Raw genomic sequence first — 13870 nt, forward strand, 5'->3', positions numbered from 1 at the left:
AGTATATGAATATATAATTGTAGATTTTTTAAATTACATCTAATAATTTCTAGTATGTTATACTTAACACATATAACATACTAGAAATTATCCTATTATGATTTAAAAATATCTTTAACTTAATTCTTCGCACAATGTTATTCCTATATCTGTTCTATAGTGCATTCCTTCAAAATTTATTCTTTCAATATTTTCATAAACTTTTTTCGCTGCTTCTTCTACAGTAGATGCACTAGAGGTTATACCTAACACTCTACCACCATTAGTTACTAGTTTTCCATCTATGAGCTTAGTCCCACTATGAAACACTACTATGTCATCATCTAATTTATTAAGACCTTCTATAACTTTTCCCTTTTCATAGTTATCTGGATATCCTCCAGATGTAAGCATCACACAAACAGACTCTTCTTTTTTATAGACTATATCTATTTCATTTAATTTATTGTTTAATATTGCTTCAATTATATTATTTAAATCTGTTTCTAGTCTAAATAATACTGATTGAGTTTCTGGATCTCCAAATCTTACATTATATTCAAGGACTTTAGCACCTTCTTCAGTTATCATAAGACCGATAAATAATATACCTTTGTAATCTAATCCATCTTTTTTGAATCCTTCTAAGGTTTTTAACAATACTTCCTTTTCTATTTCCTTAGCTACTCTATCTGTATATATTTCACTTGGAGAGAAGGTTCCCATTCCACCAGTATTAGGGCCTTCTTCATTGTTATATACTTTTTTGTGATCTTTTGCACTTACCATAGGAACTATAGTATTATTATCTACAAAAGCTAATATTGATGTTTCTATACCTTTTAAAAACTCTTCTACAACTATTTTATTACCAGCTTCCCCAAATTTTTTATGACTCATCATTTCATGCAAAGTCTGCATTGCTTCTTCTCTATTTTGTGGTATAATAACACCTTTTCCAGCAGCTAATCCATCAGCCTTTATTACTACTGGATATCCAAAAGTGTCTATCTCATTTATAGCATCTTCTATATTTGTATACTCTTTATACTTTGCAGTAGGTATATTATGTCTTACCATAAAGTCTTTAGAAAAAGCTTTACTTCCTTCAAGCCTAGCACATTCTTTATTAGGTCCAAATATTCTAAGTCCACACTTTTCAAATTCATCTACAATTCCTTTTACAAGTGGTACTTCTGGTCCTACTACCGTTAAATCTATCTTATTTTCTTTAGCAAATACTAAAAGTTTATCTATATCACTATCGTTTATATCTATACACTGAGCTACATCTGAAATCCCTGCATTTCCTGGAGCGCAGTATATTTTTACTATACCTTTTTCTTTACTTAATTTCCAAGCTATAGCGTGTTCTCTACCTCCACCACCTATAATTAATATCTTCATAGCCTACCCCCTAGTGTTTGAAATGTCTTATACCCGTAAACACCATAGTCATTTGATTTTTATTACAAGCATCTATAGATTCTTGATCTTTCATAGAACCTCCTGGTTGAACTATTGCATCTATTCCATATTCATGTGCTAATTCTACACAGTCACTAAATGGGAAGAATGCATCTGATGCAAGGACTGCTCCTTTGAAATCTTTATCTTTATTATTTTCTAAAGCATTTTTTAATGCCCATATTCTTGAAGTTTGACCACATCCTAGAGCTAAAGTCTGACCATCTTTAACTATAGCTATTGCATTTGACTTCATATTTTTAACTACTCTCATACCAAATTCCATATCTATTAATTGACTTTCACTTGGCTTAACATCTGTCACCACTTCACATTTTTGTGCTAAAGTGTTGTTTCTATCTTGTATTAGTAATTTTCCATCAAGGTATTTCATATCATATGGTTGTAAACTCTTTTCTATTTTAGCTAACTTTAAAATTCTAAGGTTTTTCTTTTCTTTTAATATATCTAATGCTTCGTCTGTATAATCATAAGCTACTACTATTTCTAAAAATATATCATTCATCATCCTTGCAGTTTTAGCATCAACAGTAGAAGTTATTCCTACTATTCCACCAAATATAGATACTTTATCAGCTTCATAGCATTTTTTATAAGCTTCTAAACTATCTTTTCCTATTCCTACTCCACATGGGTTGGTATGTTTAATAGCTACACTAACAACTTCTTTACTATCTTTAAACTCCCTCATTACCTCCAAACATCCATGTAAATCATTTATATTGTTAAATGAAAGCTCTTTTCCATTTAATTGTTCATAATTTAATATTGAATTTTTAGCATTTGGTTGAGTATATAAAATACCATTTTGATGTGGATTTTCGCCATATCTTAAAGTTTCTTCTTTTTGGAATGTTAAGTTTAATATTTCAGGATAAGTATCTCCTACTTGCTCTGCAAAGTAAGTTGATATAAGTGCATCATATCTAGCCGTTGTAGAGAAAGCCTTGTATGCTAATCTTTTTCTATCTTCTAAAGTTAAATCATTATTTTTTAGTTTTTCTATTATCATATCGTAATCATCTACATCTACTACGATTGTTACATCTTTATAGTTTTTAGCTGCTGAACGTATCATAGATGGTCCACCAATATCTATGTTCTCTATCATCTGTTCATGATTTTTTCCTGCTTTTAATGTTCCTTCAAAGTCATATAAATTGACTGCTACTAAATCTATCGATCCTATATTGTACTCGTTTACTGTATCTATATGTGATTTTTCATCTCTCTTATAAAGTATCCCTCCATGTATATATGGATTTAATGTTTTAACTCTTCCGTCTAACATTTCAGGAAATTTTGTTACATCTTCTATAGTTATAGAATTTACTCCATTTTCTACTAGTGTTTTAAATGTATTACCTGTAGATATAACTTCATATCCTAGACTATTTAGCTCTCTAGCAAATTCTACTACTCTACTCTTATCTGTCACACTTATTAATGCTCTTTTACTCATTTATAAACACTCTCCTCCCCTGAATACTTAATTTATTTTCGCAGAACAACCTTATACTTTCATTTAATATTTTATGCTCAACTTCTAATACTCTTTTAGATAATGTTTTAGCATCATCATCTTGCTTAACTTCAACTGTTTTTTGCATTATTATTGGCCCATTATCCGCAACCTCATCTACAAAATGAACTGTTGCGCCTGTAAATTTAACTCCATAATCTATGACAGCTTGATGCACCTTTTCTCCATAATAGCCTCCACCACAAAATGATGGTATTAATGATGGATGTATATTTATAATCTTATCTTTAAATTCTGATACAAACTTAGGACTTATTATCTTTAAGTATCCTGCTAGAACTACTAAGTCAACTTTATACTTTTTTAATATTTCTATAATCTTATCTTCATTAGTTTCATATATAGCATCTATATCATTATGCTTTGCTCTTTGTAGAGCATAGGCATTCTCTTTATTTGATATCACAACATTAACATTACCTTTGATGTTTCCAAATTTAGTTCCATCAATGATTGATTGTAAATTAGTCCCTCCACCAGATACTAATACTCCTATGTTTAACATAGACTTACTCCTTCATGAGTGTCTACAACGTTTCCTATTATATATGCTTTATCTTTCATCAGTCCCTTATATTTTTCATCTATATTTATTTCTTGATCTTTAGTATTTATATAATTTACAACTTCTTTTGCTCTTTCACTATCTACAACTAGCACTAATCCAATTCCCATATTAAAACTCTTATGAAGTTCTCTTTCTTCTATAGAATTAAATCCTTCTATCATTTTGAATATAGGAGGTTTTTCCCATGAATCCTTCTTAATATCTATACCTAAATCTTTTGGTATAACTCTAGGTATATTCTCTATAACTCCTCCACCTGTTATATGAGCTATAGATTTTATTTCAAATTTATTTATTAAATCTAAAACTAACTTTACATATATTTTAGTAGGAGTTAAAAGTGACTCTCCTAAAGTCATCCCTAATTCTTCTATGTACTGTTCTAATTTATAATTATATGTATCTAAAAAAATCTTTCTTATAAAAGAATATCCATTGCTATGAACTCCACTTGATGATATCCCTATAAGCACATCTCCATTTTTAACATTTTTACCAGATACTATTTTTTCTTTGTCAGCTATTCCAACTGAGAATCCTGCTAAATCATATTCATCATCAGAATACATACCTGGCATTTCAGCTGTTTCTCCACCTATAAGTGCAGATCCTGCCATCTTACATCCTTTTGCTATACCCGAAACTATCTGTTCTACTTTCTCTGCAACTAATTTTCCAGTAGCTATATAATCTAAGAAAAATAATGGCTTTGCCCCTTGACATATTAAGTCATTAACACACATTGCAACTAAATCTATTCCAACCGTATCATGTTTATCTAACATTTGGGCTAGCTTTAATTTTGTTCCAACTCCATCTGTAGATGATAGCAACACTGGTTCTTTCATAGTTGTAAAATCTTTTAAACTATATAATCCACTAAAGTTTCCTAAATCTCCTATTACATTGCTGTCATAGGTAGATTTTATCTTTCCTTTTATAAGATCTACTGCTCTATTTCCCTCATCTATATCTACTCCAGATTGCTTATATGTTAACATGAAAGTAATTCCTCCCTATCTATTTTCTTAACTGGATAATCTCCATCAAAACAAGCTTTACAGAATTTAGATTTTTGTCCAGTTGCCTCTAGCATTCCTTCAATTTCTAAGAATTCTAATGAATCACATCCTATATATTCTTTAATTCCTTCTACATCATTTTGTGATGCTATTAATTTCGAACGGTTTGGTGTATCTATTCCATAGTAACAAGAATACTTAACTGGGGGTGATGTTATTCTAAGGTGAATCTCACTTGCTCCTGCATCTTTTAGAGATTTTACTATTGCCTTTGAAGTAGTTCCCCTAACTACTGAGTCATCTACGAGTATTAATGATTTTCCTTTGACTACACTTGATAATGGATTAAGCTTTATCTTTACTCCAATTTCTCGTTCTTCTTGAGTAGGTTTTATAAATGTTCTCCCCACATATCTATTTTTAACTAATCCTTCGCTCACAGGTAGCCCACTAGCATTGGAATATCCTATTGCCCCTGCCCATCCCGAATCTGGAACCGGAACAACTATATCAGCTTTAACTTTATCATCCTTAGCTAATATTTCTCCACATTTAATCCTAAAATTATATACGTTTACATTATCTATAGTTGCATCATTTCTAGCAAAGTATATGTGTTCAAATATACAACTTCTTTTCACTGTTTTATAATTTTCAGAGTAAAAATAAGATTTCATTTCACCATTTTTTATAACTATTATTTCTCCTGGCTCTACATCTCTTATAACTTCTCCACCTATTATATCTATCGCACAATCCTCAGATGCAAATATAAATTTTTCATCTTTCTTACCTAATATTAATGGTCTAAATCCCTGAGGGTCTCTAACTGCTACAAGTTCATCTTCACCCATTATTACTAGTGAATATGCACCTTTTATATAATCCATTGTTATTTTTAAACTCTCTACTATATCACCTTTATAGTATCTAGCAAGTATGTATAAAATTACCTCCGTATCAGAGTTCGCTTGAAACATATATCCATCTTCTTCTAACATGTCTCGTAAATAATTTGCATTTACCAAATTACCATTATGAGCTAAGGCTAATTTTCTCTTTCTACAACTTCCAACTAATGGCTGGCAGTTTGCCATATAACTTCCACCAGCAGTTGAATATCTTACATGTCCTATTCCCATATTTCCTTTTAACTCTGCTAAGTCTTTTTCCTTGAACACATCTGATACTAATCCCATATCTTTTTTGTAGTTTATTTTTTCATTATCAACTACTGCTATACCACAACTTTCTTGACCTCTATGCTGCATAGAGTACAAAGAATAATATAATTCTTTAGATATATCTTTATTTGAATATATACCTACTATTCCGCACATATTATATCCCCCTAATTACTCATTCTTGCAAGGACTTCTTCATATCCTTGTACAAGGTCTCCTAAATCTCTTCTAAATCTATCTTTATCTAATTTTTCATTAGTGTTTACATCCCATAGTCTGCAAGTGTCAGGAGATATTTCATCGGCTAAAATTATATTTCCTTCGCTATCTTTTCCAAACTCTAACTTAAAATCTACTAGCTTTAAATTCATCTTTAAGAAGAAATCTTTCATAACTTCATTTATTTTTAAAGTTTCTTTTCTTATAAAATCTATTTCTTCTCTAGTTGCTAACTTCATTGCTACTGCATGATCATCATTTAGCATTGGGTCACCATATTCATCATTTTTGTAGCATAGCTCAAATATTGGTTCTTCTAAAACTATCCCTTCTTCTATTCCAAATCTCTTACAAAATGATCCTGCTGTTATATTTCTTACTATAACTTCTAGTGGTAAAATTTCTACTTTTTTGACTAACATTTCTCTTTCTGATAAGTTTTTTATGAAGTGTGTTTTGATTTGTTCTTTGTGTAACATTTCAAATATTATTGTTGATATTTTATTATTTAATATCCCTTTTGATGATATTTCAGCTTTCTTTTCCCCATTAAATGCAGTTGCATCATCCTTGTAATGAACTATGTACTCATTTTCATTTTCTGTAGAATATATTTGTTTAGCTTTTCCCTCGTATAATAACATAATTAATTCCCCCTAAAATTTTTATCATCTTCTAATACTTTAGCTTCCATTTCTTCTCTATATAATTTTAAATCTTCTTTTAATTTTGGATATTTTATACTCATTATTTGAAGTGCCATTAAAGCTGCATTGAGCCCTAGGTCTATAGTCACAGTTGCTACTGGTATTCCCTTAGGCATTTGAACTATTGATAAAAGTGAATCTAAACCATCCATAGTAGATGATTTTATTGGTAAACCTATTACAGGTATTAATGTATGAGATGCTATTACCCCTGGTAGATGTGCTGCCTTTCCTGCTGCTGCTATTATTACGTCTGTATTGTCTTCTATTTCTTCTAAGAAGCTCATAAGTTGCTTTGGCGTTCTGTGTGCTGATAAAGCTCTAACTACTACTTCTACATCATACTTTTCTAATAAATTTATTCCTTCTTCTAATTTAGGATAATCTGATTTGGAACCCATAACTACTGCTACTTTCATTTTAAATTCCCTCCGTTTTTTTATTATAAATACGATATATTTAATTCGTACTATAATTCGAACTTTATATTTAAATTTTATATTAATATTCACATATAATCAAGTATTTATTTTGTTTTTTGTTAATTAAATTCGATATTTAATTATCATTTACATAATTTAATTATATATTGTTCGATAAATGTATAATTAAATTATGTTTTATATGAAATTATCTTTCATTAGACCCTCTACTTTATTTATCTAACGACTTAGTTGATTTTTAAACATTTTTCGGTCTATATTATAAAAATTTTTATAATTTTGGTTTAGCTTATTACTTATTAGGTATAAATTTAGTAGATAATTAAAATTATGAAGAAAGAAGATGATTTTATGGATATGAATTTCCTAAAAACAATTCAAAGTGACACAAAAAAATTACATGATATGGCAGAGAATACAGGGTTCATAAAAAGATTAGTAGACGGTAATGCTACTATTGAAACATATGGTGAGTATATCTACAACCTTTACTTTGTATATAAAGCTATAGAAGATAATTTAAGAAAGCATGAAGATAATGAAGTTTTAAAAGAGTTTATAACTCCCGAAGTTTTTAGAGCTGAGTCTTTACTAAAAGATTCTAAGTTCTTATTAGGAGATAAATTTAACTCAATAGAAATTTGTGATTCAACTAAGGTCTTTGTTAATAGATTAAATGAGTTATCTAAGATAAATCCTAATTTATTAGTTGCTCATGCATATACTAGATATTTAGCAGATTTATTTGGTGGCAGAACAATATTCGAAATAGTTAAATCTAAATACAATATTGATAATAAAGGACTTAATTATTATGTATTTGATCAAATACAAGATTTAAAAGGATTTGTCATGATGTACCATCAAAAACTTAATTTAATAAAATTAGCTGACGAAGATAAAAAAGATTTCTTAAATGAGGTTTGCTTATCTTATGTTTTCAATATAAGTATATCTAATGAATTAGAATATCTAAGATTTTAAATAAAAATATAGCCACTTTTATATATAAAAGTGGCTATATTTTTATCTATTTTTATTCTTATAACTAGGAAGAAAACTAAATGTTTTCCATATAATAGTAAACATATAAATCAAACATGAAAATAATAAAATCGGAATTAACATCTCTGGTAGATTATAATACTTATCTATAGTGAATATAGTCCCTTCTATTATTAGTAGAAATCCTATAGTGTAATTAAGTTTTATGTAGTATTTTTTATATTCCTCATTATCTTTCATTTTTTCTATGCAACTAAACGTAAGATTAGAGTATGGTATAATCCCATTCTTTCTTACTTTATTTGTTGAATATATAGTATATATCCCCATCACTATTAAAAATATATTTACTATTATTCCAAACATAGTAAATCTTTCCTCCTTTATATATGACTTTTCCCCATAGATATTTTTATATTTAGTTTAACATTTATTTATATTTCTAACTATACTTTACTCAATTTGTAATAAATTGTAATATATAGCATTAATAGATTTAATTTTTAATTTAACCTCTAACTTTCTTAACATAAAAAAGCCACTCACTGAGTGGCTTTTTGTTATTTTATAAGAATATAAACTTACATATAAATAATATTGATAATATTATCAATGATAAATTTATTTCATTTGTTCTTTTTGTCGCTATCTTTAAAACTACAAATGATATTATACCAAATATTATTCCATCAGCTATACTATATGCAAGAGGCATCATAGCAAATGTTAAGAATGCTGGTATAGCATTTGTAAAATCTGAAAAATCTATCTTAGTTAATGAACTTGCCATCATAACTCCAACTAATATAAGTACTGGAGCTGTAGCTTGAGTTGGTATAGCTGTAAATACTGGTGCAAAGAATAGTGCTAGTAAAAATAATATTCCTGTAGTTACTGCTGTTAATCCAGTTCTTCCACCTTCACCTATACCTGCTGCACTTTCTACATAAGCTGTTACTGTAGATGTTCCAAGTAATGCTCCTACTGTAGTAGCTATTGCATCTGCAAATAATGCTTGTTTAGCTTTTGGTAACTTACCATTTTCATCTAACATATCTCCCTTTGAAGCAACCCCTACTAAACATCCTACTGTATCAAATAAATCAACAAATAAGAATGTAAATACAACTACTATCATATCAAAGCTAAATATTTGTTCCATTGGAACTGAGAAAGCTTGCATAAATACTGGCTTTAATGATGGTGCAGCCGATACTACACCTTCTGGAGGATGAACTAATCCACCTACCATTCCTACAATAGATATAGTAAGCATAGCCACTAAGAATGCTCCCTTTACATTTCTAGCTATTAGTATTGCTGTTAATAATAATCCAAATATAGTTAATAAAACTAATGGATCTTTTAAGTTTCCTAGTGCAAGTATTGTAGATCCGTTAACTACTATTCCTGCATTCGATAATCCTATAAATGCTATAAATAATCCTATACCTGCTGTTACTGCATGTTTTAAAGCAGTTGGTATACAATCTATTATTTTCTCTCTTACATTAGTTATTGTAAGTAATATAAATATAATTCCTTCTATTAATACTGCACAAAGAGCAAACTGCCAACTATATCCCATACCTAAAACTACTGTATAAGCAAAGAATGCATTAAGCCCCATACCTGGTGCTAAACCTATTGGATAGTTTGCTAATAATCCCATAGCGCAACTTCCTATAAATGCTGCTATTGCTGTTGCAGCAAATACTGCACCTTTATCCATACCTGCATCTGCAAGTATATTTGAGTTTACTACTAAAATATATGCCATAGTCATGAATGTCGTTATTCCTGCTATAACTTCAGTCTTTACGTTTGTGTTATGTTCTGATAGTTTAAATACTTTTTCTAGAACACCCTTGTTCATTGTCTGAGTTGACTGCATTTGTACCTCCCCAATTTTCGAATTTATAATAATATCTTATAAAAATAATTCGTTTTTATCTTAACCTTACATTAGTAAGTATATTATATAGTCCATATTTTTTCAATAGTTTTTTGAACCTTTTTATATTTTTTATTTCTAAAGTTCGTATTTTTAGTTAATTTTTATTATATTTTACTAGTATATACTCTAAAATGTTCTATATTTCGCTTATTTCTATCAGATTTTTAACTCTTATATATTGGCTTTATTTTGACATTATATTTTTTATATCTTAGAATTATTAGTATCATAGTTTGATTTCAAATCACTTATATAAATTGGAGGTTTTTATTTTGTTAGTTATTACAAGAAAAAAGCGAGTTTTCTACAACGTTACTATGGTACTTCTTTCGTTGTTAATTGCTAGTATTTTAATTATTCAATTAACTATAAGTATTAGCCCCAAAACCTCGTTAATTCTTTCAAATATAGAATTTTTCATATGGGTAATATTTGTTATAGATTATATAGCTAGATTTATTACTAGTGATAATAAGAAACTTTTTATAAAAAATAATATATTAGATTTAGTATCAATAATACCTTTTCATACAATATATATATATTTCTCAAACTTATGTAGTTTTCATGTTGGAAAATATATACTTTTACTGAAGTTAGTCATGGTACTAAGAATATTAGCTATAATAAAAAGAAGTAATAGCAATTTTTATCGTTTAATAAGAACCAATAACTTTAGTTATACTCTTTTTATAGCCGTTATAATAATACTCCTAAGCTCTATTTCTATTAGTTATTTTGAAAATTGGGATATTGGAGATTCTCTTTGGTGGAGTATAGTTACTGTTACAACAGTAGGATATGGATATATATGCCCTAAAACTTTTTGTGGTAGAATAATAGCATCGATTCTTATGATATTTGGTATAGGATTTATAGGTTCGCTTACTTCTACGCTATCTACATATTTTATTAAAAAGGAAAATATAAGACATCATCATAAAAAACATAAAAAACATCATTCTCTCCTTCAAGATAGCCTAAAGGATGTAGTTATTGGTGCTAGATTTAGTAAAGATGAATATAAAGACATGGTTATACTAGATATAGTAAATAGGTTGGAAAACTTCGATGATTTAAGTGAAGATGATATAAATACTATGTGTAATGTACTTTCTTCTTTAAAGAAAAAAAGCTAGAGCATAATTTTGCTCTAGCTTTTGATTTATCCTTGAGTTTTTTCGTATTCTGCTTTAGTTGCAGGTACTTTTATTTCTCCATTTTTAACTTTTTCTTTCATTTCATTAACATAGTTTAATACATCTTGTGGGATTAATCCATCTTTTTTCTCTACTATACCAACTCCACCTTGCTTAAGTCCGTATACTTTTTCTTCTCCACCTTTTAACTTACCTTCTACTAATTCTTTAACTGTATCATATACACCTACATTAACTTTCTTTAAAGCTGATGTTAATACATTTTTTGGTGCTAAATTACTTTGATCTCTATCTACTCCTATAGCGTACTTATCTTTCTCTTTAGCTGCTTCTATAGCACCTAATCCAGTAGCTCCTGCTGCTGATAATATTATATCTGTATTGTTTCCATACATTTGATTTGCTATTGATTTACCTTTAGCTGCATCTCCAAATGTACCTGCATATTGTACATTTATATTAGCATTTGGATTTGCAGTTTTTACTCCGTACTTAAATCCATTTTCAAATCTTGATATTATTTGGTTTTCCATACCACCTAAAAATCCTACATTATTAGTTTTAGTCATCTTACCTGCTACAAGACCTGCTAAGAATGTTGCTTCATTTTCTTTAAATAGTATTGGTGTTACATTTTTTGGGATATCATCATAAGTTTCATCGATTATTGCAAATTGTTGATCTGGATAACTTTCAGCTTCCTTCTTAATATCATCCTTCATAGTGTTTCCTACACCTATAACTAAGTCTACACCTTCATCTATGACACTTTCTATGTTTTGTATGTATTCTGATGCTTGTTTAGATTCTATAACTTTTACTTTTATACCTAATTCTTTTTCAGCTTGCTTAAGACCTTCATATGCTGATTGGTTGAATGATTCATCATTTATTCCTCCAACATCTGCTACCATACCTACTTTTATAGTTTCTTTTTCACCCTTAGCTGAATCTGAACCACATCCAACTAAACTTAATGATGCTACTATTATAGCTGTACTTAATGCTGTTATTTTTTTGAATTTCATATTTTTCCTCCTAGTGTATTTTTTCATATATGTCTATATATTGCTTAGTATATTTAATTTATATTCTTAATTTATTGATTTTATAGTAGTGCAAATTTTAATATAAATACTATTGATAATATTATTAAGGATGTTTTTGCTTCATCTTTTTTTCCTGATAATAATTTTAATACTGTATAAGATATTATCCCAAACATTATCCCATCTGCAACACTATACGATAAAGGCATTACTATAAATGTTATAAATGCTGGTATTGCATCTGTTAAATCATCAAAGTTTATTCTAATTATAGAACTTGCCATCATAAACCCAACTAGTATAAGTACTGGAGCTGTAGCTTGAGCTGGTATTGATGTAAATAAAGGTGCAAAGAATAATGATATAAAAAATAGTATTGCTGTGACAATTGCAGTTAATCCAGTTCTACCACCTACGGCTATGCCAGCACCACTTTCTACTGTAGTAGCAAGTGTAGATGTCCCTAACACTGAAGATATAGTAGTTGAAACTGATTCAGCTAATAATGCTTTTTTTACCCCTGGCATATTTCCATTTTCATCTATTAAATTTGCTCTATCAGCTATACCTAATAAAAATCCTATAGAGTCAAACATATTTACAAATAAAAGAGTTAATACTATCACTAACATATCTAAGCTAAAAATATCTGATTTTCCTACTTCAAAAACTTTCATAAATACTGGTTGTATAGATGGTGGTACATCTATAACTCCTTGGGGCATAGGAACTATTGCAAATATCATACCTATTATTGATGTTATTATTATGGATATTAAGAATGCTCCATTTACTTTTCTTATTAATAATGTTGCAGCAATTATTAAGCCAACTATACTAAGTATAACTGTCGGAGACTTAACATTTCCAAGAGATATAATAGCTCCACCTTGTTGTATTATTCCTGCATTAACAAATCCTATAAACGTTATAAATAAACCTATTCCAGCTGTTATAGCATGTTTTAAAACATCTGGCATACACTCTATGATTTTCTCTCTAATATTAGTTACTGTTAATAAAACAAATATGATACCTTCTATAAACATTGCACATAGAGCAAATTGCCAACTATATCCCATACCTAAAACTACTGTATAAGTAAAGAATGCATTTATACCCATACTTGGCGCTAATATTATTGGGTAATTAGCAAGTAATCCCATTATTAAGCATCCTATTGCCGATGCTATTGCCGTGGCTGTAAAAACAGCTTCCTTGTCCATACCCGCTTGTCCTAGTATTGTAGGATTTACAACTAATATATATGCAATTGTCATAAATGTAGTAATCCCTGCTAATACTTCTGTTTTAACATTTGAATTATTTTCGCTAAGCTTAAATATTTTTTCTAAAACATTAACTTTTCCTTGGTTATTCTTTACCGTATTTTTCATTTATACGCCTCCTATAATTAACATTTCAGAATTTTTTCAATTTTATATTATTTTTTATTTTATAATGTAATATTTTGTCGATGGTTTTATAAAAATAAAAGGCTTATAGCCTTTTATTTTTATAATGTAAAGTGTATATGAAGTAATTA

The 13870-nt window shown here is 28.8% G+C and carries 13 protein-coding genes; 2 read left to right on the forward strand and 11 right to left on the reverse strand.

Annotated elements, in window-relative coordinates; all coding sequences use genetic code 11:
• Positions 1 to 114: 114 nt before the first annotated feature.
• The 7 genes from purD to purE are packed head-to-tail and all read right to left on the reverse strand — an operon-like array spanning position 115 to position 7129.
• On the reverse strand, positions 115 to 1386 hold the full coding sequence (purD, locus tag FRIFI_RS13135; RefSeq protein WP_166506076.1) for a phosphoribosylamine--glycine ligase: 1272 nt from the start codon (positions 1384 to 1386) through the stop codon (positions 115 to 117).
• A gap of 10 nt (positions 1387 to 1396) precedes the next feature.
• A complete protein-coding gene (purH, locus tag FRIFI_RS13140) occupies positions 1397 to 2929 on the reverse strand; it encodes a bifunctional phosphoribosylaminoimidazolecarboxamide formyltransferase/IMP cyclohydrolase (RefSeq protein ID WP_166506077.1) in 1533 nt (510 codons plus the stop codon).
• Entirely contained in the window at positions 2922 to 3515 is a 594-nt protein-coding gene (gene purN / locus FRIFI_RS13145) for a phosphoribosylglycinamide formyltransferase (protein WP_166506078.1), read from the reverse strand. The genes purH and purN overlap by 8 nt, the downstream gene beginning before the upstream one ends.
• Positions 3509 to 4579, reverse strand: coding sequence for a phosphoribosylformylglycinamidine cyclo-ligase (gene purM / locus FRIFI_RS13150; RefSeq protein WP_166506079.1), 1071 nt, complete (start codon positions 4577 to 4579; stop codon positions 3509 to 3511). The genes purN and purM overlap by 7 nt, the downstream gene beginning before the upstream one ends.
• Positions 4573 to 5940, reverse strand: coding sequence for an amidophosphoribosyltransferase (gene purF / locus FRIFI_RS13155; RefSeq protein WP_166506080.1), 1368 nt, complete (start codon positions 5938 to 5940; stop codon positions 4573 to 4575). Before purF ends, purM begins: the two co-directional genes overlap by 7 nt.
• A gap of 11 nt (positions 5941 to 5951) precedes the next feature.
• Entirely contained in the window at positions 5952 to 6647 is a 696-nt protein-coding gene (purC, locus tag FRIFI_RS13160; RefSeq protein ID WP_176579624.1) for a phosphoribosylaminoimidazolesuccinocarboxamide synthase, read from the reverse strand.
• Between the two features lie 2 nt (positions 6648 to 6649).
• On the reverse strand, positions 6650 to 7129 hold the full coding sequence (gene purE / locus FRIFI_RS13165; protein ID WP_092922043.1) for a 5-(carboxyamino)imidazole ribonucleotide mutase: 480 nt from the start codon (positions 7127 to 7129) through the stop codon (positions 6650 to 6652).
• 354 nt (positions 7130 to 7483) lie between these two features.
• Between purE and FRIFI_RS13170 the strand changes: the two genes are divergently transcribed.
• On the forward strand, positions 7484 to 8137 hold the full coding sequence (locus FRIFI_RS13170; protein ID WP_242977257.1) for a biliverdin-producing heme oxygenase: 654 nt from the start codon (positions 7484 to 7486) through the stop codon (positions 8135 to 8137).
• Positions 8138 to 8179: 42 nt separating this feature from the next.
• On the opposite strand, the gene FRIFI_RS13175 is transcribed toward FRIFI_RS13170, so the two are convergent.
• Positions 8180 to 8524, reverse strand: coding sequence for a hypothetical protein (locus FRIFI_RS13175; protein WP_166506081.1), 345 nt, complete (start codon positions 8522 to 8524; stop codon positions 8180 to 8182).
• 199 nt (positions 8525 to 8723) lie between these two features.
• Positions 8724 to 10052: an NCS2 family permease gene (locus tag FRIFI_RS13180; RefSeq protein ID WP_278336158.1), complete on the reverse strand. Its 1329-nt coding sequence runs from the start codon at positions 10050 to 10052 to the stop codon at positions 8724 to 8726.
• A 335-nt stretch (positions 10053 to 10387) separates the two neighbouring features.
• On the opposite strand from FRIFI_RS13180, the gene FRIFI_RS13185 reads away from it, so the two are divergent.
• The gene (locus tag FRIFI_RS13185; RefSeq protein WP_166506082.1) at positions 10388 to 11254 is read left to right on the forward strand and encodes a potassium channel family protein; all 867 of its coding nucleotides are present in this window, start codon (positions 10388 to 10390) and stop codon (positions 11252 to 11254) included.
• 26 nt (positions 11255 to 11280) lie between these two features.
• Here the strand turns inward: FRIFI_RS13185 and FRIFI_RS13190 are convergent, their stop codons facing one another.
• Both FRIFI_RS13190 and FRIFI_RS13195 read right to left on the reverse strand, forming a co-directional pair.
• Positions 11281 to 12303: a BMP family lipoprotein gene (locus tag FRIFI_RS13190; protein WP_092922031.1), complete on the reverse strand. Its 1023-nt coding sequence runs from the start codon at positions 12301 to 12303 to the stop codon at positions 11281 to 11283.
• 80 nt (positions 12304 to 12383) lie between these two features.
• Entirely contained in the window at positions 12384 to 13721 is a 1338-nt protein-coding gene (locus tag FRIFI_RS13195) for an NCS2 family permease (protein WP_166506083.1), read from the reverse strand.
• Positions 13722 to 13870: the final 149 nt, after the last annotated feature.

The sequence above is a fragment of the Romboutsia hominis genome, from assembly GCF_900002575.1.
Lineage (GTDB): Bacteria > Bacillota > Clostridia > Peptostreptococcales > Peptostreptococcaceae > Romboutsia_C > Romboutsia_C hominis.